Annotated in this window: 21 protein-coding genes; 8 read left to right on the top strand and 13 right to left on the bottom strand. The window is 58.7% G+C overall.

Annotated elements, in window-relative coordinates; all coding sequences use genetic code 11:
• Positions 1-184: 184 nt before the first annotated feature.
• The gene (gene lpxD / locus F6V30_RS00690) at positions 185-1,231 is read left to right on the top strand and encodes a UDP-3-O-(3-hydroxymyristoyl)glucosamine N-acyltransferase (RefSeq protein ID WP_246163112.1); all 1,047 of its coding nucleotides are present in this window, start codon (positions 185-187) and stop codon (positions 1,229-1,231) included.
• A gap of 91 nt (positions 1,232-1,322) precedes the next feature.
• Here the strand turns inward: lpxD and F6V30_RS00685 are convergent, their stop codons facing one another.
• The 12 genes from F6V30_RS00685 to F6V30_RS00630 all read right to left on the bottom strand — a co-directional run bounded on the left by F6V30_RS00685 (position 1,323) and on the right by F6V30_RS00630 (position 16,151).
• Positions 1,323-1,808 carry a hypothetical protein gene (locus F6V30_RS00685; RefSeq protein WP_151154625.1) on the bottom strand — a complete coding sequence of 162 codons (486 nt, stop codon included), beginning with the start codon at positions 1,806-1,808 and terminating at the stop codon, positions 1,323-1,325.
• 179 nt (positions 1,809-1,987) lie between these two features.
• Positions 1,988-5,125, bottom strand: a complete 3,138-nt coding sequence (locus tag F6V30_RS00680; protein ID WP_151154624.1) for an efflux RND transporter permease subunit — start codon at positions 5,123-5,125, stop codon at positions 1,988-1,990.
• 161 nt (positions 5,126-5,286) lie between these two features.
• A complete protein-coding gene (locus F6V30_RS00675) occupies positions 5,287-6,693 on the bottom strand; it encodes an efflux RND transporter periplasmic adaptor subunit (RefSeq protein WP_151154623.1) in 1,407 nt (468 codons plus the stop codon).
• Positions 6,694-6,898: 205 nt separating this feature from the next.
• Positions 6,899-8,206 carry a TolC family protein gene (locus tag F6V30_RS00670; protein ID WP_151154622.1) on the bottom strand — a complete coding sequence of 436 codons (1,308 nt, stop codon included), beginning with the start codon at positions 8,204-8,206 and terminating at the stop codon, positions 6,899-6,901.
• Between the two features lie 349 nt (positions 8,207-8,555).
• Complete coding sequence (locus F6V30_RS00665) at positions 8,556-9,920, bottom strand: sigma-54-dependent transcriptional regulator (RefSeq protein WP_151154621.1); 1,365 nt, start codon at positions 9,918-9,920, stop codon at positions 8,556-8,558.
• A 34-nt stretch (positions 9,921-9,954) separates the two neighbouring features.
• Complete coding sequence (locus F6V30_RS00660; protein WP_191965537.1) at positions 9,955-11,049, bottom strand: DUF4062 domain-containing protein; 1,095 nt, start codon at positions 11,047-11,049, stop codon at positions 9,955-9,957.
• Between the two features lie 67 nt (positions 11,050-11,116).
• Positions 11,117-11,965, bottom strand: a complete 849-nt coding sequence (locus F6V30_RS00655) for a BRO family protein (protein WP_151154619.1) — start codon at positions 11,963-11,965, stop codon at positions 11,117-11,119.
• A gap of 137 nt (positions 11,966-12,102) precedes the next feature.
• Positions 12,103-13,191 (bottom strand): ATP-binding protein, encoded by a 1,089-nt coding sequence (locus F6V30_RS00650; protein WP_151154618.1) that lies wholly within the window; start codon positions 13,189-13,191, stop codon positions 12,103-12,105.
• A gap of 65 nt (positions 13,192-13,256) precedes the next feature.
• A complete protein-coding gene (locus tag F6V30_RS00645) occupies positions 13,257-13,922 on the bottom strand; it encodes an ABC transporter ATP-binding protein (protein ID WP_151154617.1) in 666 nt (221 codons plus the stop codon).
• Between the two features lie 168 nt (positions 13,923-14,090).
• The gene (locus tag F6V30_RS00640) at positions 14,091-15,251 is read right to left on the bottom strand and encodes an ABC transporter permease (RefSeq protein WP_151154616.1); all 1,161 of its coding nucleotides are present in this window, start codon (positions 15,249-15,251) and stop codon (positions 14,091-14,093) included.
• A complete protein-coding gene (locus tag F6V30_RS00635; protein WP_151154615.1) occupies positions 15,252-15,716 on the bottom strand; it encodes a DUF2318 domain-containing protein in 465 nt (154 codons plus the stop codon).
• Between the two features lie 12 nt (positions 15,717-15,728).
• Positions 15,729-16,151 carry a heavy-metal-associated domain-containing protein gene (locus F6V30_RS00630; RefSeq protein WP_151154614.1) on the bottom strand — a complete coding sequence of 141 codons (423 nt, stop codon included), beginning with the start codon at positions 16,149-16,151 and terminating at the stop codon, positions 15,729-15,731.
• A 279-nt stretch (positions 16,152-16,430) separates the two neighbouring features.
• Between F6V30_RS00630 and F6V30_RS00625 the strand changes: the two genes are divergently transcribed.
• The 7 genes from F6V30_RS00625 (at position 16,431) to F6V30_RS00595 (ending at position 22,594) form a co-directional block, all read left to right on the top strand.
• The gene (locus F6V30_RS00625; protein WP_151154613.1) at positions 16,431-16,778 is read left to right on the top strand and encodes a hypothetical protein; all 348 of its coding nucleotides are present in this window, start codon (positions 16,431-16,433) and stop codon (positions 16,776-16,778) included.
• Between the two features lie 139 nt (positions 16,779-16,917).
• On the top strand, positions 16,918-18,297 hold the full coding sequence (gene resB / locus F6V30_RS00620; RefSeq protein ID WP_151154612.1) for a cytochrome c biogenesis protein ResB: 1,380 nt from the start codon (positions 16,918-16,920) through the stop codon (positions 18,295-18,297).
• Entirely contained in the window at positions 18,297-19,151 is an 855-nt protein-coding gene (ccsB, locus tag F6V30_RS00615; protein WP_151154611.1) for a c-type cytochrome biogenesis protein CcsB, read from the top strand. Before resB ends, ccsB begins: the two co-directional genes overlap by 1 nt.
• Positions 19,152-19,443: 292 nt before the next feature.
• Positions 19,444-20,202 (top strand): TerC family protein, encoded by a 759-nt coding sequence (locus F6V30_RS00610; RefSeq protein ID WP_151154610.1) that lies wholly within the window; start codon positions 19,444-19,446, stop codon positions 20,200-20,202.
• A gap of 287 nt (positions 20,203-20,489) precedes the next feature.
• Complete coding sequence (locus tag F6V30_RS00605; RefSeq protein WP_151154609.1) at positions 20,490-21,086, top strand: Panacea domain-containing protein; 597 nt, start codon at positions 20,490-20,492, stop codon at positions 21,084-21,086.
• Between the two features lie 175 nt (positions 21,087-21,261).
• Positions 21,262-21,507: a hypothetical protein gene (locus F6V30_RS00600; RefSeq protein WP_151154608.1), complete on the top strand. Its 246-nt coding sequence runs from the start codon at positions 21,262-21,264 to the stop codon at positions 21,505-21,507.
• Positions 21,508-21,664: 157 nt separating this feature from the next.
• Positions 21,665-22,594, top strand: coding sequence for a cation diffusion facilitator family transporter (locus F6V30_RS00595; RefSeq protein ID WP_151154607.1), 930 nt, complete (start codon positions 21,665-21,667; stop codon positions 22,592-22,594).
• Between the two features lie 57 nt (positions 22,595-22,651).
• Here the strand turns inward: F6V30_RS00595 and F6V30_RS00590 are convergent, their stop codons facing one another.
• Positions 22,652-23,146, bottom strand: a complete 495-nt coding sequence (locus F6V30_RS00590) for a ferritin family protein (protein WP_151154606.1) — start codon at positions 23,144-23,146, stop codon at positions 22,652-22,654.
• Positions 23,147-23,189 lie beyond the last annotated feature (43 nt).

Raw genomic sequence — 23,189 nt, 5'->3', positions numbered from 1 at the left:
GTTTCGATTCAAGAGATGATTTCGTGCCGGCGTCCAGAGCCTTTGGCATTGTTCATTCATATTTCCTTAATTGTAACGTGTAAATGGAATTACAGTACTAGGGATACGTGCTATGGTACATACAGTACCATACAATAAACGTGGCGGACTCCTCTCATCGTCTTCGCCGGGAACGGAATGTGACGTGAGTAAAACCCTGCAGGAACTGGCCGAGTATCTCGGCGGCCAGGTTAAGGGCGATCCCGCTGCCGTCATCACGGGGCTTGGGACGCTGGACAACGCGGTGGAGGGGCAGATCACCTTTCTGGCCAACCCCCGCTATGGCGCCAAGGTCGGGACGACCCGCGCCGCGGCGATCGTCATGCCTCCCACGGCAGAGACGTTCGGCCGCAATGCCATCGTGGTGGACAACCCCTATCTGGCGTTCGCCAAGCTGCTGACGCTCTTCACCTCCCGGCCGCGCAGCGCCAAGGGGGTCATGGCGGGGGCCTTTGTGGGCCGGGACGTGGTTATCGGCAAAGATGCCTCCATCTACCCCGGCGCCTGCATCGCCGACGGGGTGCGGATCGGCGACCGGGTGACCATCCACGGGAATGTATCGCTCTACGAGGGGGTGGTGCTGGGGGATGACGTGACCCTGCATTCCGGCGTATCCGTGCGCGAGGGGTGCCTGCTCGGGAGCCGCGTCACCATCCACAACGGCACGATTATCGGCGGCGATGGTTTCGGATATGCACCCAACGGAAAAGGATGGTTCAAAATCCCGCAGATCGGCAACGTGGTCATCGAGGATGACGTGGAGATCGGCGCCAATTCGACCGTTGACCGGGCCGCCCTGGAGACCACCCGTATCGGGCGCGGCACCAAGATCGACAACCTGGTGCAGGTGGCCCACAACTGCGATATCGGCGAGGATTGCATCATCGTCGCCCAGGCGGGCATAGCCGGGAGCGCCCGGTTGGGCAGGCACGTCACCCTCGGCGGTCAGGTGGCGATCGTCGATCATACCGTGATCGGCGACAACGCCATGATCTCCGGTCAGTCGGGCGTATTCGGCAACGTGGCGGCTGGAGCCGTATTGAGCGGCACCCCGGCAATGCCTCACCAGGCGCGGCTCAAGTCCGCCGCCATATTCCCCTATCTGCCGGAGATGCGCAAGACCCTTGCCAAGCTGGGAAGCCGCATGGCGAGGGTAGAAGAACGGCTGGAACCTGCCGTTGCCATAGATTAGGCCCACGCCGGTATTCTGAAAGAAAAAACAGGCAGTCGATGTGCAATACATCGACTGCCTGTTCCTTTTGGGGGGGCTGTCTGCGTTGGCCCTATTTCACTGTGTACCAGAACTTGGCGCTGCGCACCTTGCCGTCCGCCAGCTTGAACTTGCACATGACGCCGTATTTCCCCTTCTTGGAGAGGTCGAAGTCGGCGCCGAAATGCCCCTGCATGCCCATCAGGTCCTTGGTCTGTTCGGCCTTGTTCGGCCCGATTACCTTGGCCTTGACCTCGCCGGTGGTCAGGGCCTTGCCGCTCTTGGCATCCTTGAACTCGACCATGAGATGGTGGGTTTCCTTCATCCCCTTGGGCATATCCATCCCCTTCATATGTTCCTTCATGCTCATGACCTTGAAGGTTGCCTTGACCCCGTCGATCACCTCCTGGTGAGCCGCAGTCCCCATCTCCATCATGGAATGGTCGCCGTGCCCCATGTCCATGGAACCGTGGTCATGCTCTTCATGGTCGGCCGCAAAGGCCGCCGGGGCCGAGAAGGCCAGTGTTGCCGCTGCGATCATCAGTAGTTGCTTTTTCATTGTTGTTCTCCTTTTCACGTACGAGGTTATTGCTGCTTAAAGATCAACGTCTGCCACAGAGACACGGAGACACAGAGGTTCACAGAGAAAAACAAAACATTGCGACGTAGGCCAAAACAAAGAATTGTTTTTTGTGTCTTACTCCTGATTTTCTCTGAGTCTCTGTGGCAGATTATGATTCAGTGTTTCATCCCGCTGTACTTCAGTGTCCCCTTCCGTAACTCACGTTTCTTCATGAGCACGAAGATCACCGGGGTCATGATCAGCACGTGCACCGCCGAGGAGAGCATGCCGCCGATCATCGGCGCGGCAATGGGCTTCATCACGTCGGCCCCGGTGCCGGTGGACCACATGATCGGTACCAAGCCCAAAAGCGCCACGGCCACGGTCATGAGCTTGGGCCGCAGGCGGAGCACGGCACCCTCGAAGGTGGCGTCGTAGATGTCCTGCTCCGTGCATGGCCCATTGATCAGCTTCTTGTCCAACGCTTCGTGCAGGTAGATGACCATCACCACCCCGGTCTCCACGGCAATGCCGTACAGGGCGATGAAGCCGACCCACACCGCCACCGACATATTGTACCCCAGGGCGGACACCAGGTAGACGCCTCCAACCAGGGCGAAGGGGACCGAGAGCATGACCATGCTGGCCTCCAGGGCCGAGTGGAAGGTGAAGTAGAGCAGGATGAAGATGATAACCATCCCCATGGGTATCAGCACCTGAAGACGCGCCTTGGCGCGAACCTGATTCTCCCACTGCCCGGACCAGGCCACGTAGTAGCCGGGGGGCAGCTTGAGGTTCTTTTCCAGCACCTGCTTGGCCTCGTTGACGAACCCGCCCATGTCCCTGCCACGCACGTTGAGAAAGACCAGCGAACGCAACAGGCCACCCTCACTGTTGATTTCCGGCGCGCCGGTGGAAACCTTGAGTTTGGTCACCATGGCCAGGGGGACCTGGGCGCCGTCGGCGCTCCCCACCAGGATCTGGCGGATGGTCGGGATGCTGTCCCGGTAGTCCCGTTCGTAACGGATGCGGATGGGGAAGCGGTTCCTCCCCTCAACCGTGGTGGAGAGGGTCGCGCCCCCCAGGGCGGTCTCGATCACGTCCTGGACATCGGCCACGTTGACGCCGTAACGGGCAGCCGCCTCGCGGTCGATGTCGATGTCGATGTAATTGCCGCCGGTAACCCGCTCGGCCACCACATCGGCCGCTCCGGGGATCGGTTTGAGGATCGCCTCGGCCTGCACGGCCAGGTCTTTCAGCACGTTCAGGTCGGAGCCGAAGATCTTGACCCCCAAGTCGGTGCGCACCCCGGTGGAAAGCATGTTGATGCGGTTGATGATCGGCTGGGTCCAGCCGTTGCGCACGCCGATCTGCTGGAGCTTGCCGTCCAGTTCCGCCACGATGTCGGCCTTCTTGATGCCCGGTCGCCACTGCTCCTTGGGCTTGAGGATGATGATGCTCTCGAACATGGAGACCGGCGCCGGGTCGGTGGAGGTTTCGGCACGGCCGACCTTGCCCAGGACGTGCTGCACCTCGGGCACGCTTTTGATGATCGTGTCCTGTACCTGGATGAGCCGCTTGGCCTCGGTGATGGAGACGTTGGGCAGGGTGACCGGCATGTAGAGCAGCGACCCCTCATCCAAAGGCGGCATGAACTCGCTCCCCAGGTGCATGAACAGGGGGACGGCGATCCCCAGCGCCACCAGGTTGAGGGCGATGGTGGTCTTTTTCCATTTCAGCACCCAGCGGATAACCGGCGAGTAGAGCTTGATGAAGAATGTGGAGACCGGGTTGGCGCTCTCGGGAGGCATCTTGCCGCGCATAAAGAAGTACATCAGCACCGGCACCAGGGTGATGGCGATCATGGCCGAGCCCATCATGGAGAAGGTCTTGGTGAAGGCCAGGGGATGGAACATCTTTCCCTCCTGCCCCTCCAGCAGGAAGACCGGCACGAAGGAAAGCACGATGATGGCCAGGGAGAAGAAGATCGCCCGGCCGACCTGTTTGGCGCTGGCGATGACGACCTCGAGACGTTTCCCGGCCCGTTCCTCGGGCGGCATCTCCGACAGGTGGCGGTAGCAGTTCTCCACCATGATCACCCCGGCATCCACCAGGACGCCGATGGCGATGGCGATCCCTCCCAGGGACATGATGTTGGAGGAGACCCCCATGAGCTTCATGGTGATGAAGGCGATGAGTACCGAGATCGGCAGGGTCAGCACGATCACCAGGGCGCTCTGGAAGTGGAGCAGGAACACCAGGATCACCAGGGAGACGACGACCGATTCCTCCAGCAGGTTATGTTTCAGGGTATCGATGGCCCGTTCGATCAGGTCGGAGCGGTCATAGGAAACCGCGATCTTCACACCCGGCGGCAATCCCTTCTCCAGATCCTTGATCTTGACCTTGACCCGGTCGATGACATCCTTGGCGTTCTCGCCGTAGCGCATGACCACGATGCCGCCCACGGCCTCCCCCTCGCCGTTCATGTCCAGCATGCCGCGCCGGATGGCGCCCCCCATCTGGACCGTGCCCAGGTTCTTGACGTAGATCGGCGTGCCGCGCATGTCGGCGCCCACCACGATGTTCTCCAGGTCGGCCTTGGACTGGACATAGCCCCGCCCCCGGATCAGGTACTCGGCGTCGGCCTGTTCGATCAGCCGTCCCCCCACGTCCTTGTTGGAGGCCTTGACCGCCTCCATCACCTTGCCCACCTTCATGTTGTAGGCGAACAGCTTGTTGGGGTCCAGGTCGATCTGGTACTCCCGCACATAGCCGCCGATGGAGGCCACCTCGGCCACCCCCTGCACGGTGTTCAACTGGTAGCGCACGAACCAGTCCTGCAAGGTGCGCAACTGCTCCAGGTCATACCCCTTGCCCTCGATGGTGTACCAGAACACATGCCCCACGCCGGTGCCGTCAGGGCCCAGGGTCGGCACCACACCGGGGGGAAGCAGGGAGGCGGCGTAGTTGAGCCGCTCCAGGACCCGGGTGCGGGCCCAGTAGATGTCCGCCTTGTCCTCGAAGATCACGTAGATCATGGAGAAGCCGAAGGCCGACGAGGCGCGCACGGCCTTGACCTGGGGCAGCCCCTGCAGGTTGACCGCCAAAGGATAGGTGACCTGGTCCTCCACCACCTGGGGCGAACGGCCGGGGTAGTCGGTGAACACGATCACCTGGTTGTCCGACAGGTCCGGGATGGCGTCCACCGGGGTCTTGTAGACCGACCAGATCCCGGCGGCTACGATCAGGGCAAAGATCATCAGGACGATGACGCGGTTCCTGGCGGAGTATTCGATGATTTTTTCGATCATAATTAAAAGTCCAATTCCGCCACAGAGACACGGAGACACAGAGGTTCACAGAGAAAAACTAAAGACTTTATTGGGTAAACCAACACCAAAATCTCGTTTATTTCTTTGCCTTACTCCTGGTTTTCTCCGTGTCTCTGTGTCTCTGTGGCAGATTCTAAAGTCTACATCTTCATGTCATCCATCTTCAGCGAATCCTTCTTGGCCGGAGCCGCCGGAGCCGCCGGTGCCGTCGGTGCCGGTTTCTTGTCGTCCATCTTCATGCCGGGCATGGTTTCATGACCGCCGCCACCTTTGAGCTGGGATTCCGAGTCGATGAGGTAGGCGCCGGAGACCGCCACCTTGTCCCCGGATTTCAGGCCGGAGAGGATCTGCACCTTGTCGTCGGTGCGCTGGCCGAGTTGCACTGCACGCGGTTCGAACATGCCGGGGGAGGTCTCGACCCAGGCCACCTGGCGCTTGCCCGTATCCATCACCGCCGTGACCGGCACGACGATGGCCTTGCCCAACCCTATCTTGATCGACGCCCGCACGAACATATCGGGCTTGAGCTTCATGCCGGGGTTGGCCATCTCCACCCGCGCCTTGACCGTCCTGGTCTTGGGGTCCAGGAAGGGGTAGATGAAGGCGATCCTGCCGCTGAAGGGCTTGCCGGGGAAGGATTGGGACTGGATCTCCACCCGCTGCCCGATCTTGATGTTGGGGAATTCGTTTTCGTACACCTCGATCTCGACCCATACCCGGGAGAGGTCGGCGATGTTGAACAGCACGTCGCCCGTGTTGACGTACTGTCCCTGCTGGACCAGCTTTTCGATGACCACCCCCGACAGGGGGGTGTAGATCGGCAGGCGGATGTTGGGCTTGCCGGCCCGTTCCAGCGCGGCGATCTGGCTCTCCTTGACCCCGAACAGCATCAGGCGCTGTTTGGCCGACTGCACCAACCCATCACCGTTCTGGGAGATGGAGGGGATGGGCGAGTTCTTCAGCTGGTCGCGGCTTTTCACCGCCAGCAGGTATTCCTGCTGGGAGGCCAGGAGGTCGGGGGAATAGACCTCGGCCACCGGCCTGTTCCTGCCGACATAAGCACCGACCGCGCCCACGTGGAGCTTGTCGATGCGGCCGGCGATCCAAGCCGTGACCTTGGCTTGGCGTGACTGGTCGTACTGCACGATGCCCACGGCGTTGATCTCCCGGTTCAGGTCCTCCTGCTTCACCTCCACCGTGGCCACATTGGCCATCACCCGCTGGGTCGGCGAAAGGGAGACATGGCCGAGCATGTCGGCCTGCTGCTTCTGCGCTGCGGTCTGGGTGGTGGTTGCCTGGGCGTCGTTGAGTTTCTTGATCAGCTCCATGCCGCAGATCGGGCAGGCCCCCGGTTTGTCCTTGATGATGAAGGGGTGCATGGGGCAGGTCCAGAGCGGTTTGGCGCTCTGCTCCTGATGGTTGTGCCCGTCTTTCTTGAACCAGCCGGCTTCCTTGCTCAGTTTGCCGCTCTTGTAGAGCCAACTGGCGACGACGATGGCAAGTACCACCAGGGTCAGGGGGATGGTTATCTTCTTGTTTAAGGCCATGGGGAGCACCTTTCCTCGTTATGGTTTCTCGCCTCTGAGGGAGGGAGGATGTTTCCCTGGTAACTGTAACGTCCCCTTCCCCCTTGCGGGGGAGGGTTAGGGTGGGGGGGAGGTTGCATGGAATGATCTTTTGTTGCAGCTTCACCCACCCCCTAACCCCCTCCCGTCAAGGGAGGGGGGACAAAATAGGTAATGTTGCAATGTTCTAGTGCTGGTAATGATCCGCCAGTGTGTTGCCGTTTTCCAGGTCGGCCCCCACCGTGGCCTCCAACTGGGCCAGCCTGATCTGGTAATCGGCCAGGGAGTCGTAGTAGTCCCGCTCGTAGTTGAAGAGCGTCAGCCGGCTGTCCAGAAGGGCCAGGAAATCCACCTTGCCCACCCGGTAGGCGATGACCGCCGATTCCAGGGCCTGCTCGGCCTGGGGGATGATGCCGCCCTTGTACAGTTCGGCCAGCTTCCGGCGCCGCTCCATCTGGGAGATCAGGTCGGCGATGGCGCTGCGGATGCTGTTCTTGGCGTCGTTCAACTCGGCCGTGGACATGGCCTGTTCCGAGGCCGACTCGGCCAGCATGGCGTGGCGCCGTTCCCGCTGCACCGGCAGGTTGAAGGTGACGCCCAGGCCGTACATGTCCGAGCCGTCGCTCCCCATGGCCGGTTCCCGCTGCATGTACTCGAAGGAAACGGTGAAATCGGGAAAGAATTCCTTGCGGGCCAGGGCCTGGGCGGCTTGGGTCTTGCCGATCTGGGCCTGCATCCCCTTCAGCAGGGGGCGGTTCTTCTCGGCCTGTTCCAGCAGTTCCGCATCGCCGTGATTGAGCGGGAGTATCTGCGGGTCGGGGATGGTGCCGACGGGGGTGTTCACCGAGCGGTAGAGCAGGCTGTTCAGCCGGATCTCCAGGCCGCGCCGCTGCTGCTCCAGGGTGATTTTCATATCGAGCAGTTTCGATTTTTCCAGCTGGGCCTTGAAGATGTCCTGCTGGACCCCCTGGCCCACCGCATAGCGGTTTTGGGCGATGGTGATGAAGTCATCCAGGATGCGGGTGTTCTTGGCCAGGATCTCCAGGGATTTGTCGGTAAAATAGATCTGGTAGTAGGTCTCCTTGACCCCCCGGACGATGTCCAGGATGCGCTCTTCCCGGTTCCAGTGGGAGGCCTCGGCGTCGCGCCGCGCCACCTCGCTTTTAAGGCCCCGTTTGCCGAACCAGGGGAGTTGCTGGCTGATGCCCACGACCTTCTGGGTCATGCTGTCGCGCCTGAAGTTGAGGGGATCGCTGACGACGCCGTTCTGGATCTTCAGCATCAGCATGGGGTCTTCCAGACTCCCGGCCTGTTTGGCTTTGTTTTCAAGCATCCTGAGGTGCGCCCCGGAGGCCGTGACCTCGGGATTGTTCGCCAGGGCGGTTTTTACCAGTTCAGCAAGATTTTCCGTCGGTTTGGTCTCAGCCGCGCGGCTGAAGCCTGCCGGAAGCATGGCGGTGACGAGCAGGGCAAGAAAAACGACGCGGGTTTTCATGGGGTGCCTCGGTATTGGTTTCGTGGTCATGCATCACTCTGATTCAAGGGGTGTGCCAACGATGCAATATGGCGATTATACAGCGATTGCTTGGAATGTACAGTGAGAAGGAGGTGAAAGGCTGTGGAATATCCTACAGGGGGGGAGCATATTCTTCAGATAGTGAAACGGCAAATCACAAAAGATCAATCTGCCACAGAGACACGGAGACACAAAGGAAAGGCAAAAGAGAGAAAGCCAATATTTTTTAGAGTAAAACCACAGGCTGAAATTCAAAAGATTTTTGCTTTCCACCTCGTTTTGCCTTTCTCTGTGTACCTCTGCGTCTCCGCGTTTCTGTGGCAGATGTTTATTTTTCCGGGGGAACGATGCCGTATTTCTCCATGCGGTAGATGAGGGTATGACGGGGGATGCGCAGGAACCGCGCCGCGGCGGTCTGGTTCCAGTGGTTGCGCTCCAGGGCGGCCACCACTACCTCGTGTTCCAGCCGTTCCAGGGAATACCCCTCGGGGGGGAGGTTGAACACCGCCGTCGTCCCCGATGCCGCGGCGTTCCCGGAACGGATCTTGTCCGGCAGATCCTCCGGGGTGATGGTGTCCCCGGTGCGCATGATCAGCAGGCGCTCCACCGTGTTCTCCAGTTCCCGCACGTTGCCGGGCCAGCCGTAGTGCACCAGCGTATCCAGGGCCGGGTGATCGAAGTTGACCTGCTGGCTGTCGTGCTTGGCGCAGAAATAGCGGAGCAGGAGCGGTATGTCGTCCGGCCGTTCCCGCAGGGGGGGGAGGTGGATCGGGATGACCGACAGCCGGTAGTACAGATCCTCCCGGAAGGTCCCCTCACTCAAAGCCTTTTCCATGTCCAGGTTGGTGGCGGCCACCAGGCGCACGTCCAGTTTGTGCGCCGTGGTCCCCCCCACCGGCTCGACGATCTTTTCCTGCAAGGCCCGGAGCAGCTTGGGCTGTAACTCCAGCGGCAGTTCGCCCACCTCGTCAAGAAAGAGGGTGCCCCCCTCGGCCAGTTGGAACCTGCCGGTCTTGTCTTTCACCGCCCCGGTGAAGGCACCCTTCACATGGCCGAACAGCTCGCTCTCCAGAAGGTCGCGGGGGATGGCGGCACAGTTGATGGCCACGAAGGGGGCGTCCCTGCGCCCGCTGTGGGCGTGGATCGAGCGGGCCACCAACTCCTTGCCGGTGCCCGATTCGCCGGTGATCAGCACCGCCGCCTCGCTGTCGGCCACCTTGCGCACGATGTCGAAGACCCGCTCCATCTGGCGCGAGGCGCCTACAATGGTGCGGAAGTCGGAGCGGTCGGCAAGTTGATTCTTCAGGCGCTTGTTCTCGGCGGCCAGGCCGGTGAATTGCAGCGCCTTGGCCACGGTCAGCTTCAACTCGTCCCGGTTGAACGGCTTGGTGATGTAGTCGTAGGCCCCCAGTTTCATGGCCTCCACGGCGATGTCCACGGTGCCGAAGGCGGTGATGATCATCACCAGGGTTTCGGGCGAGCGCTCCTTGACGGCCTTCAATACCTGGAGCCCGTCCATGCCGGGCATCTTCATGTCGGTGATCACCAGGGCGGGCGTCTCCTCTCCGAACAGGCGCAGCCCCTCCTCGCCGCCAGCCGCGGCCACCACCTGATAGCCCGCCTCCTGGAGGTTGTATTCCAGCACCCGCCGGAGCGAGGTGTCGTCGTCGATGATGAGGATTTTGGGGGTCATGGTAGTCCTATTGAAATTTGCGTAACGTCTAGCATCAGGCATGCTTAGCAGGTTGGCTTGATGTCTTGGTTGACGATATTTTCCTTACGTCAGTATTGGTCTTTATAGCTGTCACTGTTAAAAGATATTTGTGCCCAAGAGGCGTAAGTTTGGCCATTCGGACTACCTTTCGCTCTTCTTGAGAAGTACTCAATTCTATATAGCCGAGCGCGCTGAACTGAACGATAATGGTTTGTAAGGACTTTTCTGTAATGGCTAAGGAGCCTAAATCATATTCTTTTTGGCTTTTTAGAATCTCATGTTGGTGAGCGTCGCGAAGCATTCTCCCAATTCCTGTTTTTATAGTATTTTCCCTGTTCTCTACCAGCAAATATGGCGCGAAGGCAGCATAGATACTATCCCAGCTATGGCATGCAGAAGCCTGCTTTTTTATGTACCGATCCGGGTCGTTGTAGGATCGTGCCCTAGCAGAAAGCGTGATGTTGAATTCAAGCTCAAACAGTTCGGCACCCTGTGCCAAGCCTTCAGCACCTTCAGGTGATTTCAACTTGAGATGATCAATTTTTTCCTGCTGCTGATCAACCAAATGCCTGAGGCGTAATATTTCTTGTGAAGCTTCAGCACTCGCAAGGCTGTCAGCTCTCACCCAACCAGGTCGAGGGGTTCTTTTAATGAGTTGTGTCAAGCTTCTGCTAACGACAGCTCCGAGTTCGTGAGCGTTCGACCAACCCTTACATAATTGTGTCTGGACAAGGGTTTTGAATTCATCAAGCTTTGCCTTTGCCAAGGCATTCTTATCAGTTTTGCCTGTCGCAATGGTGTCGGGGGCGGAGTGAACAAACGCGATGACCGGAACCCCAAGGGAAACGGCATATTCATACTCTTTTTGCGTGAAACTAATCCCGGACGAATCTGTTGACCCATAGCGGCCGCCTATCACTACTATGTAGTAATCACACTGATCGATCAAATCTCTGATGTATGCCCACTGATCCTCGTTTGCCGCAGGAAAGTACTCCATTCCACAGGGAAAGCAATCCAACTCAAGGCGAGCTTTCATAACTTCAAGCCGTTCCTCTTTAAGATCTTCATAGGTTGAACTGAGAAAAACTTGATACCGTCTATCCATTGTAATTTCCTCGTGTTTTTCATTACCACTTTGACTCTTCAGTATGTCTGGTAATGTATCGAGACTATCATTCTTTCTTAGTTTTACCAGCAATAACAATAGCCTCCGGGGGCAGATAGTTCTCCCCGGTCACAACACGCCTACCGGTTTTTTGTTCCAGCTCCAAACGCGCCTTTTTGGCGATGCCTCCGCCTTTCTTGCTGGCAATCTTATTTTCCTCCATGCCGGTGGCCTCGGTCACTTCGGCAATCTGGCGGGTGGAGAGTTCCGCCAGGGCGGTAAAGATCAACTCTGCCTCGCTCATATGGTCACGCAGATTCTGGGTATTCAGTCCTTTTGCCTTCTTGTGCGCCTGCACAGTCAATCCCGACCATTCCTGATGAATGATGTTGGTCAGGATGGCAAACTCGGATTCTTTCCTGATGTCATGCTCTTTCCAATAGTCAGTCAGCTTGTTGCGGGTTTCCTGTCCCATCATCCGCTGCTGAATCCATTTTTCACTTCTGCCATGTTGTTGCCAGTACTCCCTGGCCCGGTCAAGCGAACGTGAGGGGTCGACCATATCCTGCATACGCTCGTAACCGACCCTGGCCAACCACATCTTGATCGGCTCTGCCTTGGGGCTGGGGACGGACTGGATCAGGCGCAGAAGCGTTTCCGGGCTGGCAGCGTCGGTTAGCCGCATCTTCCCGTCTTCGGCAGGCATTTTCAACTGGTTACATTTTGTAACCGTTTCACTTCCTTCTTTGTTCAGACGATTTTTCAACACTTTCCAGTAATTCCTGGCCGCCTGGAAATCAGGCTGTTGCAGTAGTGCCTGGATAATATCCACTACGGAGAAAAACCAAGTCTCTGTCTGTTCGTCGTAGATTCTGCGAATTTTGTAATCTTCAAAAATTGCAGGCTTATTGCTCATGATCGACCTCGCATGGCGGTGCCTTGATCGTGCTTCTTCAACGACTATGCAATCCGGCTTTTCCAAGAGAACATTCAGCACTTCATACCTTTGCCCACGTTACCAGACAGGCCCTTTGTAGCGAGAGCAAGTAATTCCTATATTACTGGCAGCCTGACAACAACCATCGTGCCTTTGCCAACCTCGCTCTCCATCTCAAGCATGCCGCCATGGGCCTCGATGATCTTCTTCGTGATGGCCAGCCCCAGGCCGGTGCCGTCCGGCTTGGTGGTGAAGAACGGTTCGAAGATCCGGGCAAGGGTATCCGCGTCGATGCCGGGGCCGGTATCGCTGAAACGGATCTGGTGGAAGCCATCGGCCTGCCGGGTGGCGATGGTCACGGTGCCCCCTTCCGGCGTAGCCTGGAGGGCGTTGATGACGATATTCAAAAATGCCTGGCGCAGCTTTTCGCCGTCGGCGTTCACAACGTGATCGCCAGCGGGCGGCTCCAGCGCGAGCCTGATTTTGCGGGCCTTGGCGTCGTTGGCGGTGAGGGTGACGATGGTCTCCAACTCTTCCCGCAGGGAACAACGTGCCATCGCCGACGGTTGGGGCCGGGCCAGGCGCAGGAACTCCTCCACCACCCGGTTGAGCCGTTCGGTCTCCTTGATCTGAATCTCGATGAACTCGTGCTTGGGGTCGCCGGGCTGGTAGTCGTCCCGCAGGATCTCGGCCGTGCCGCGGATGGAGCCTAAGGGGTTCCTGATCTCGTGGGCCAGCACCGCCGCCATTTCCCCTAGGGTGGAGAGCCGTTCCGCCCGCCGCAACTGCTCCTCGATGGTCATGATCCGTTCCGACTGGGTTTGCAGCTTGTTGTAGGACTCCTCCAACCCCTGGGCGGTCCGCTGGAGCTCCTGGCTGCGGGCGCGTTCCCGCTGCGCCAGGAGTCCCGTGACGCCCCCCACCACGTTGTACATGACGATCTCCAGGTACTTCTCCATCTCCAGGGCCAGGCCGCCCCCCCATTGGAAGAGGATGTGGGGGGCGTACACCACGCTGACCGTCAGGGAGCAGAGCAGCCCGCCGCGGAAGCCGAACCAGAGGGCCGCCAGGATGATCGGCAGGTAGTAGAACCGCTGGAAGATGTCGTGCAGGTAGTGGAGGTTCAGCGGTGTCAGGTAGTGGAGCAGGCTGATGCCGAGGATGGAAAAGGCCAGAAGTACGGTGCGCAGGATGGTTGATTTCATGGGTACCTATATAGCGCAACCTCGCGGAAAGTTAAACCCAAATCAGTTTCTCTCGGGCTCGTAAGTTATACTACCCGTCCATCCTTCAAGGTGATGGTCCGATCGCTGTGTCTGCCGTTGTCCGGGTTGTGGGTGACCATGACGATGGTCTGGCCGGCGGCGTTCAGTTCCCGGAACAGGGCCATGACCTCGTCGCTGGTGCGGGAGTCCAGGTTGCCGGTCGGCTCGTCGGCCAAGAGAATGTGGGGCGTGTTGACGATGGCCCGGGCGATGGCGACCCGTTCCTGCTCACCCCCCGAGAGTTGGTTGGGGAGCCGCCCGGCCTTGGCCCCCAGGCCGACCCGTTCCAGGGCCTGGCGGGCGGCGGCCTGTTTTTGGGCGTTCTTCGCCTTGACGATGGCCAAGGGGAGCATGACGTTTTCCAGCGCCGTCAGGTAGGGGATCAGGTGAAAGGACTGGAAGACGAACCCCAGGTTCTGAGCCCGGAAATCGGCCAGTTTTTCGCCGGGAAGCTGGTAGAGTTTGACCCCGGTCATCTCCACCTCCCCCGATGTGGGGTGGTTCATACCCCCCAGCACCGAGAGGAGGGTGCTCTTGCCGGAGCCGGACTGGCCCATGACGGTGATGAATTCTCCGGCCTCGATGGCGATGTCCACGCCGCGGAGCGCTTCGACCGTCTCGCCGCCGCTGGTGTAGTGCTTGGTCAGGTTGCTGATTTCAATGAGTGACATTATTGGGACTCTCTTGAAAAACGGTTTTTTGTTTATGGCAGACCACCGTAAAAAACGTGGATTTTGTGCAAGATCAAGGCTGTCGAGGGATTGCGCGGAGGCGTAGCAGCGCTACGCCGCACAAGGAGGCTCGAAGCCTGACGCCGAGATTGCGGAAAAGTGGCCGCCTCATAATGCACGTAGCGCTTCCGTCGGGTCCATCCTGCTGGCATGCAGCGCCGGATACAGGCTGGCCAAAAGCCCCAGCAGCAGGGCCAGGGCGATGGAACCGCCCGCCACCCAGGCATCCCAGAGCAGCTTGGCGTCCTTGGCCTCCGCCATGAAAGGGAGCGCCAGCCGGGCGCCCGCCATGCCGACGCCGTACCCCAGAAGGCCGGCCAGCAGGCTGACCAGGGCCGCCTCCAGCAAGATGATCCGCATGATGTGGCTCTTCCTGAAACCGATGGCGCGGAAGACGCCGATCTCGGTGGTGCGTTCGTTGACGCTCCCCATCATGGTGACGAAGACGATCAGGGAGCCGATGAACACCACAACACCGGCCATGGCGTAGGAGAAACGCTTGAACTGGTTCAGGGCCTTGAGGCGTCCCTCCACCACCTGCTGGATGGCCGATACCTTGGCGTCGGGCAGTTTTTCGGCAATCTGGACGACCATGTCGCCGATGGGGCAGCCGGAACAGAGGGCCGCCACCTCGGCCAGGGTGATCCTGCCTTCTTTGCCGAGCAGCTTCTGGGCCTTTCTGAGCGGCGCAAAGACCAGCGCGTCGTCCTGGGAGCCGGTCTGGTCCAGCACCCCGACAACCTTGAACGCCTCTCCCTTGATTCGGAGCGTGTCCCCGCTCGCCGCATTGAGCACCTTGGAGGCGTCGCTCCCCAGCAGCAGTTCGTTGTCCCCTTTGGGGGCATCGCCGAAGATCCGCCACCACTGTTTCATCTTCAATTCGCTGGCGAAATTGACCCCCACCAGGAGGACGTCGTGTCCGCCGATGGGGACGCTCCCCAGCACCTTGGGGCTCACGGCCGAGATGTTGCGGCGGTTGGCGATGGTCGCGATGCGGGCCAGGTCGGCTTCACGGATCTCCCGCTGGTCGAAGGTCACGCCCCCCAGGCTGATGCCGCCGTAGTTCATGGCCAGGCCGTTGCTCTGGGGGGTCACCAGGATGTTGGCCCCGAACTCGTCCATCTTGCGTCCGATATCCCGGGACATGGACGTGGTGAGGGTGATCAGGGTGACGATGGTCCCGATCCCCACCATCAGACCGATGGTCAGGAAGGCCATCTTGGCCTTGCGGCGCTTGAGATTGTTTATGGCGATGGTGTGGAGTCTCATCTAAAAGAACCGCGCGCCTGCCTTGAGATCGGCCGCCTTGATGGTGATGGCGCCCCCGCTCACCTGGTGGGGGAGAAAGGAGGGGTTGCAGCCTCCGCCCGAGTTGGGACCGATACGGTCGATGGCGAATTTCTTATTGCAGTTCTTGCAGAGCATCTGGTTCCCCTGCTGCTCGTACCCCTTCTTGTCCCGGTAACAGACGTCACAGGCGTCAAAGGCGGTGCGGTAGCTGCCGTCCGGCGCCTTGACGACAAAGAAGGCGATGCTCTTGCCCCCGTCGTCGAAACGGTAGAAACGGGCCTTGTCGCCGCTCAAGCGGGAAACCGGGATGGCAACCGTGCCGTTGTTGGCCTTGATCTTTTCGTACTTGCCCAGGGAAAAGGCAAACACCCCTGCTGCGCCGATCAACAGCGCCCCGATGACGACCCCTGCCCAAACCAGTTTCTTGGTGTAATTCATGTGCATACCCTGCTCCCCCTACTTGGTTGTAGTTCCTGCCCCGCAGCCTCTGTTCCCGCAACACCCTTGCCTGCCGGCACCGCTCGCGCCCACGTCCTTGCCGGTGATCCGCCGGTACTGCTCCGGCGTCACGACCTCCTCGACCGTGCTTGCGAATCCGGCCTTTTTGACGTTCTCCGCCAATACCTCCGGTTTGATCGTCTTGGTGTCGTAGCCGACGATGACCCAACCACCCTCCAGGTCCACCTCGGCCGTGGCGACGCCTTTGGTACTCCGCAGCGTCTTCGTTATCCTGTCGGCGCAGCTTCCGCAGGTCATGCCGGTCGTCTTCAGGACCGCCACCGAGTCGGCGGTCGCCCCGGCCCTGACGTGCACCGCCAGGAGGGCAAGGAACACGATCGCCGTCACGACCAATGCCGTATTGATGATTCTGTTTTTCATAGTCGCCCCATTCGGTCAGGCACGGTCATTTCACCGGCCGATCCACGTTGTTTTCCTGTCTTCAAGGAGCATGCCAGCGTGGTTGTGTTGCGTAACTGGCTGTAATATCGTTTATATATTCGGCCTGTCCGCGCTGGAATGTATTTTGCGTGTGGAGAATATCCGCCAGGCGTGTGTGGAATATTCCCCACACGGGGATCTGCCGAAACAGGCGGCAGGATGGGCCTGACGATTAATCGTTGACAGGGCGGCCCGAATTCTATACGAAGTGAACCAGCCATGCGCCATTCAGTGTATTACCCATTCGCCATCATCGTCATCGCCCTGTACCTGCTGCTGCCGGTAAAGGCCTTTGCCCATTGCGCCGCCCCGGAGGCCTGCAATGCCGGAACCCAGGTCGTACAGAGCGGCGGCGAGGCCCCCTGCGGCTCGTGTCCCTGCTCGGGAACGCAGCATGCGGATTGCTGCGAAAGCGCCTGCTGTTGCCCCTGCCATGCCCCCTTCGGCCAGCGCGTCACGGTCGCCTATACACCGATGGTTACGTTCCAGCGCTGCCTTGAAGTCCACGGGGAGTTGCCCCAGGTCTACCCCGCAATCTACGTGCCCCCGCAGAACCGCACCGCCTGATCCGGCCATCCGTCGGGATGCTGCGCCCCTGTTCGGCATCCCCCTGCATCGACAAGCCTTTCATCATACTGCCCTGTTGCTGCGTGCGCCTCCCGGCGTCCGGCGGCAGGGGGACACACTACCAAAGGAGTCTGCCAACGTGACAACCGATCAACGCAGTTTTCTGAACTCCCTGTGGGACTTCTTCTGCTCTCTGAAACTTACCATGTTCCTGCTCATCACCCTGGCGGTCACCTCGATCATCGGGACGATCATCCCCCAGGGAACGCCGCCCCAGGAATACCTGCAACAGATTTCTCCGGCCAAATTCAAGCTGTACCAGGCCCTGGGCTTCTTCGACATGTACCATTCCTGGTGGTTCATCCTGCTGCTCTACCTGCTGACGGTCAATTTGGTCGCCTGTTCCATCAAACGCCTGCCCCACATCTGGAAGACCATTACCCAGCCGGTGACGGTGCTGGGCAGCGGGCTGGAAAAAACGCTGCCCAATGTGGTTTCCTTCAAGGCGGGCGGCGAGCCCGAGGCGCTCCAGGCAAAGGTGACGGCCTTTCTCAAGGCCGAGTTCGCCGAGCCGGTGGCGACGGAAGACGACGGCGCCCGTCACCTGTTTGCCCAGAAGACCCCCTGGTGCCGTCTCTCGGTCTACTTCGTCCATCTGAGCGTCATCGTCATCTTCATCGGCACGATGATCGGCTCGCTCTTCGGCTACAAGGGCTTCGTCAACATCATGGAAGGGGAGAGCGTTGCCAAGGCGATAACCCGCTCGGAGAAGGAGATCGATCTCGGCTTTTCGGTGCTCTGCGAGAAGTTCAGCGTCGCCTTTTACGACAGCGGCGCCCCCAAGGAATTCAAGAGCATTCTGACGGTCCTGGAGAATGGCAAACCGGTGCCGGGGTACGAACATGTTCCGGTCATCGTCAACGAACCGCTGACCTACAAGGGGATCACCTTCTACCAGTCCAGCTACGGCAATGCCGGTGAATACCGCTTTCTGGTCACCGATCTCGACGGCAATAACGCCGTCCCGGTAACGGTGCCCGCCACCGGTTCGGCAACCCTGCCGGACGGCAGCAGCATGCATGTGCTCGAGACCACGCCCGACATCGCCCCCTATTCCCCCGGCCTCTCCGGCCCGGCGGCCAACATCGAGATCCATGCCCCCGGCGGAGCCTCGGAACGGGTGGTGGTCTACGCCAACCACCCCGAGTTGAACGTCGCCCATGCCAAGGAGCACGGCAAGGGACCGGTCATCCACTTCAAGGGTGAGGAAAAGCGGATGTACACCGGCCTGCAGGTGGCCAAGGACCCGGGGGTCTGGATCGTCTGGCTCGGCTGCCTGCTCATGGTGGTGGGCATCTTTGCCGCGTTCTTCCTGTCCCACCGCCGCATCTGGGTGCGAATCCAGCACGGAACCGTCACCATGGGCGGCAACGCCAGCAAGAACCAGGCGGCCTTCCAGCTGTTTTTCGACGGGCTGGCCGATAAACTCAAAACGGAATGCTCAGGGGAGAAAAGATAATGACAAGCTCACTTCTGTTCAACGTCACCACGTTCACCTATCTCGTCTCCATGCTGCTGTTCTTCGCCTTTCTCGCCAGCCGTGCCAAGGCGCTCGGCACGGCCGGCATCGTGACCGCCTACGCCGGTCTTCTGGCCCAGACCGGGGCGATCCTGCTGCGCTGGAAGGAGTCCTACGACATGGGGTACGGCCACGCCCCTCTCTCCAACCTGTACGAGTCGGTGGTCTTCTTTTCCTGGACCATCGTACTGATCTTCGCCCTGCTCGACCTGAAGTACAAATACCGGGTCATCGGCGCCTTTGTCATGCCTTTTGCCCTGCTGGGCATGGCCTGGGCCCAACTCGGGCTGCACAGCGGCATCGAGCCGCTGGTGCCGGCGCTCCAGAGCAACTGGCTCCTGTACCACGTGGTCACCTGCTTCTTAGGTTATGCGGCCTTTGCCGTGGCCTGCGGCATCTCCATCATGTACCTGATCAAGGCGGGCAGCGAGGAGAGGGGCGACTCTACCCCCGCGGGAGGCCTCATGGGCATGTTCCCCCCCATCCGGGTGCTGGACGACCTGAACTACCGCGCCATCATGGTCGGCTTTCCCCTGCTGACCCTGGGCATCATCACCGGCGCGGCCTGGGCCAACTACGCCTGGGGCACCTACTGGAGCTGGGACCCCAAGGAAACCTGGTCCCTGATCGTCTGGTTCGTGTACGCCGCATTCCTCCACGCCCGCTTCACCCGCGGCTGGGTCGGCAAAAAGGCGGCCTGGCTCTCCATCATCGGCTTTGCCGCCACCATCTTCTGCTACCTGGGGGTCAACCTGTTCCTGTCGGGCCTCCACAGCTACGGCGGAGGGAAGTAGGCGCAATCCCCTTGACAGTCTCATCGGAGATTGGCTATAGTCTTAGCCGTATAAAGGGGAGTAGCTACCGGCCGGAGACATGGCCGGCCCCAGGCCCGTCAATACGGCCGTACGGCCCGGGCCGGGGACGATGACGTTCGAAAGCAAGACCTTTATCCAGGCGCTCACACGCCGGGGATAAAGGTCTTTTTTATTATCCCCGGCGACAGTTTAACCTTCGGAGACACACGTTTTTCCCCATCCCCGTGCGCTGGCTCATCCTGATGCCGGGAATCGAACAAGGAGGTACGCCATGGAATGGCTCACCGACCCCCAGATCTGGCTGGCCCTGGCCACGCTGACCGCACTGGAGATCGTGCTCGGCATCGACAACATCATCTTCATCTCCATCCTGGCCGGCAAACTGCCAGCCCATCGGCAGGAGCGGGCCAGGCTGGTGGGCCTGGGGCTGGCGATGTTCATCAGGATCGGCCTCCTGTTTTCCCTGACCTGGCTGATGGGGCTCACCACGCCGTTCTTTTCGGTATTGGGCAACGCGATCTCGGGGCGCGACCTGATCCTGATCGCGGGCGGTCTGTTCCTGTTGGGCAAAAGCACCATGGAGATCCACGGGAAACTTGAAGGGGAGGAGGAGCACGCCGCCTCCGGCCGTGCCGGAACCACCTTCGGCGGCGTCATCGTCCAGATCCTGATGCTCGACATCGTGTTCTCCCTCGACTCGATCATTACGGCCCTGGGCATGGCCAACAAGCTGGCGGTCATGGTTGCGGCCGTGGTGATCGCGGTGGGGTTCATGATGCTCTTTTCGGGTGCGATCAGCGCTTTCGTGGAACGGCACCCGACCATCAAGATGCTGGCGCTCAGCTTCCTGCTCCTGATCGGCGTGTCGCTGATCGGCGACGGTCTGGACATGCACATCCCCAAGGGATACATCTACTTCGCCATGGCGTTCTCCGTCATGGTGGAGATGTTCAACCTGCGTCTCCGCAGGGGGGTGGCGGTAACGGCGCAGCAGACCGGCGAGGAGCCTGTCGATGAAGGGACCCCGTGAGCGGAGAAGATCGGGATGCTGCCGGCCCGGACTACGCGGAAACTCCGGTAGTGGGTTAGTTTGAAAATTAATTATTCAAGGTTGGCACTTTATTTGCTTATAAAATTCAACATATTGGAGAGGGCTCCGAATCAAGGACAAAATTATTTTAAATTTAAAAATTGACAAAATAAATCTCATTTCTTATAAATTTTAGCTTAAGATATAACTTATAGTAAAACTGATTAGAAATGAGATGGCCAACGGACTTCGGAATAGAATTTCGAAACGAAGGAGGCTAAACAACCATGTGCGTGCATTTAAAATTTAATTATCAGAAAGCAACACAAGCCCTTAATTTTTTTGCCACAAAAGAGGGCGGTGAAATTGAGAAGCTAAAGGCTTTAAAACTGATTTTCTTTGCTGATAAATATCATCTTCGTAAATTTGGGAGACCAATTACGAATGATGAATATTATGCAATGAAATTGGGACCTGTTGCATCAGGGGTGAAGGATATCGCTGAGAACAGCTCTTTCCTTGATGAAAAGGAAGAACTGTATTCGACCCAATTTCTAAATTCAAATAGACTTTGTTTTTCTTCGAAACGAGAGGTAGATAGCAAGGTTTTTTCTAGAAGTGACATTGAGGCATTAGAGTTCGCATGGGAAAAATTTGGACATTTTGATAAATACAGACTCTGTGATTTGACACATTTATACCCTGAGTGGCAAAAACACGAAAGTGCATTAGACCGCTTGACAAGGGTTAAGATGTCTTTTGAAGATTTCCTTGCCGATCCAGTCGGCGATGTCGAAAAATGCTATGTGCTTAACGATGAACAAAAACAAGACATTGAAGACCACTTAAAAAATTTATCAAAACTTGAAGCTCAGTGGGCTTAGCTTTGATATGCCTATTCGAGCTAACCTAAAACCTGGCTCTGTCTATTATTTTGCTGACCCATGCTTAGACCCTGCTACTGATCCCCATTATTTTATTGTTCTTAACAACAACCCCCATACAGACAGTGTACTTTACCTAGTGTGTGCATCTTCTCAAGTTGAGAAGGTTAGACGCATGAGGCGCATGCATCATGGTACAACGGTTGAAATTGACCCTAATACCTACAATGATTTTAGGGTATTGTCTATTGTAGACTGTAACGTTGTTTTTGAAAAAAGCATAAACGAATTGGCCCAAAAATATGCTAGTGGCCAATTAAGGTTTAAGAGTGATATGCCAATGGAAGTCGTTGAACGGCTAAGAGCAGCTGTAACTGAGAGTGTTATTGTTGAAGATTATATAAGAGATATGTTCATTTGATGCTTAAATTAAACTAGGTTAGCAATTTCCTCCAGCGTCCAAACGTGATCCGTAATTCCCGCCTCCATTGCCGGTGTCACTCTCAGCGTCTTATGAATCCTACCGAAGCGCCGTAGCTTTTGAATTTCACCGGTTCCTGTGGTATGGTGGAACTATTATGGACCTGCATAATCCCGACAAAAGCATCGCCGCCCGGTTTCGCTACGCCATCCTGCTCACGGTGGTCACCCTGGTGGCCGAAGTCATCGGCGGCATCTGGACCAACTCCCTGGCCCTGTTGTCCGATGCCGCCCACGTGTTCCTGGACCTGTTCGCCCTGCTGCTCTCCCTGGGGGCCATCAAGCTGGCCGGGCTCCCTTCCTCCGAGACCCGCACCTTCGGCTGGCACCGGGCCGAGGTCTTCGCCTCCTTCATCAACGGGGTATCGATCTTCCTGATCGCCTTCGGCATCCTCTACGAGGCGGCCGGGCGTCTGCTGCACCCGGAGCCGGTCAACAGCCTCCCCATGTTCGTCATCGCGGTGATCGGCCTGGCCATGAACCTGATCGCCGCCTCGGCCCTCCACCGGCATTCCCACGACGATCTCAACGTGCACAGCGCCTTTCTCCACGTCATCGGCGACGCGGCCGCCTCGGTCGGCGTCATCGTCGGCGGGGTGGTCATGTACTTTTCCCACTGGTATGTGCTCGACGCCCTCATCTCCATCGGCATCGGCTTCGTGGTCTTCTTTGGCGCGTGGCGGGTATTGCGGGAATCGACCCACATCCTGCTGGAAGGGGTGCCCCGCGGGTTGAAGGTGAGCGAGATTGCCGGAAGCCTCCGCAGCGTGCCGGGGGTTCGGGATATCCATCACCTCAACGTCTGGTCCATCTGCTCCCACATTGTGGCCCTCTCCGCCCACCTGGATGTGAACGACGACTTCAAGTGGCAGCAGGCCGAGGTGATCCACGAGGTGGAACACATGCTCCTGGACCGCTACCACATCACCCATACCACCCTGCAGGTGGAATGCAGCGCCTGCCTGACCCGGCCGGTCATCAAGGACCTGAACCACGTATCCCACCACCATCACGGCCACGCCCACTGACCCATAAAAAAAGGGCGCCTCTCACCGGCGCCCCGCGTTCTTCCGTTGCGGCATCTGTTACAGCGGTTGCAGGTTTGAAAATTCGCCCCACTCCAGGTAGCTGCGGGGGGCTTCGATGAACTCGTAGATGTTCTCCATCCTGCGCAGATGCTGCTTCTCCTCCTCAGCCAGGAGCACCAGCAATTCCCGCGTATTTTCCTCCGCTTCGGCCTTGGCCATCCCGTCCAAGAGGCCGATGATCTCTTCTTCGGCCTTCACAATGTGATCAAAGGCGTCGGCATCCTGTTTGAATTCCTTGAGAAGGTCGTGGTGGTCGAGTGCCCGCCGGAAGCCGTTGATTACCTGCTCGGCCCGGTCAACCAGGGTGGTGTCGGTTTCGATACCATGCACGTTCTCCTTCAGATTCTCAAGGGAGCCCAGGTGGCGTCTCTGGTTGTCGGCCAGGAGGTCGAACAGCTCTTTTCGTTCGGCATCGGTGCTTTCGGCGCCGAGGGTTTCAAAAAAACGAAGGCCGTCTTCTTCGAAACGGGCCATGAATTCGATCGCGTCCATATCATTCACCTCCTTCGTATGGTGTTATTATAGCACAAGAGCG

It is taken from the genome of Oryzomonas sagensis, from assembly GCF_008802355.1.
Classification (GTDB): domain Bacteria; phylum Desulfobacterota; class Desulfuromonadia; order Geobacterales; family Pseudopelobacteraceae; genus Oryzomonas; species Oryzomonas sagensis.
The sequence above is the reverse complement of the archived record's forward strand: the minus strand, read 5'-3'. Positions and strand labels throughout refer to the sequence as shown.

Coding starts and splice junctions, on each gene's coding strand:
- F6V30_RS00600 (WP_151154608.1), top strand. CDS start 21,262: ATGAGGCGCATGCATCATGGTACAACGGTTGAAATTGACCCTAATACC.
- F6V30_RS00670 (WP_151154622.1), bottom strand. CDS start 8,206: ATGAAAACCCGCGTCGTTTTTCTTGCCCTGCTCGTCACCGCCATGCTT.
- F6V30_RS00655 (WP_151154619.1), bottom strand. CDS start 11,965: ATGAGCAATAAGCCTGCAATTTTTGAAGATTACAAAATTCGCAGAATC.
- F6V30_RS00625 (WP_151154613.1), top strand. CDS start 16,431: ATGCGCCATTCAGTGTATTACCCATTCGCCATCATCGTCATCGCCCTG.
- F6V30_RS00595 (WP_151154607.1), top strand. CDS start 21,665: ATGGACCTGCATAATCCCGACAAAAGCATCGCCGCCCGGTTTCGCTAC.
- F6V30_RS00605 (WP_151154609.1), top strand. CDS start 20,490: ATGTGCGTGCATTTAAAATTTAATTATCAGAAAGCAACACAAGCCCTT.
- F6V30_RS00675 (WP_151154623.1), bottom strand. CDS start 6,693: ATGGCCTTAAACAAGAAGATAACCATCCCCCTGACCCTGGTGGTACTT.
- F6V30_RS00650 (WP_151154618.1), bottom strand. CDS start 13,191: ATGAAATCAACCATCCTGCGCACCGTACTTCTGGCCTTTTCCATCCTC.
- F6V30_RS00610 (WP_151154610.1), top strand. CDS start 19,444: ATGGAATGGCTCACCGACCCCCAGATCTGGCTGGCCCTGGCCACGCTG.
- F6V30_RS00590 (WP_151154606.1), bottom strand. CDS start 23,146: ATGGACGCGATCGAATTCATGGCCCGTTTCGAAGAAGACGGCCTTCGT.
- F6V30_RS00635 (WP_151154615.1), bottom strand. CDS start 15,716: ATGCACATGAATTACACCAAGAAACTGGTTTGGGCAGGGGTCGTCATC.
- F6V30_RS00680 (WP_151154624.1), bottom strand. CDS start 5,125: ATGATCGAAAAAATCATCGAATACTCCGCCAGGAACCGCGTCATCGTC.
- F6V30_RS00630 (WP_151154614.1), bottom strand. CDS start 16,151: ATGAAAAACAGAATCATCAATACGGCATTGGTCGTGACGGCGATCGTG.
- F6V30_RS00685 (WP_151154625.1), bottom strand. CDS start 1,808: ATGAAAAAGCAACTACTGATGATCGCAGCGGCAACACTGGCCTTCTCG.
- F6V30_RS00645 (WP_151154617.1), bottom strand. CDS start 13,922: ATGTCACTCATTGAAATCAGCAACCTGACCAAGCACTACACCAGCGGC.
- F6V30_RS00640 (WP_151154616.1), bottom strand. CDS start 15,251: ATGAGACTCCACACCATCGCCATAAACAATCTCAAGCGCCGCAAGGCC.
- ccsB (WP_151154611.1), top strand. CDS start 18,297: ATGACAAGCTCACTTCTGTTCAACGTCACCACGTTCACCTATCTCGTC.
- F6V30_RS00665 (WP_151154621.1), bottom strand. CDS start 9,920: ATGACCCCCAAAATCCTCATCATCGACGACGACACCTCGCTCCGGCGG.
- F6V30_RS00660 (WP_191965537.1), bottom strand. CDS start 11,049: ATGGATAGACGGTATCAAGTTTTTCTCAGTTCAACCTATGAAGATCTT.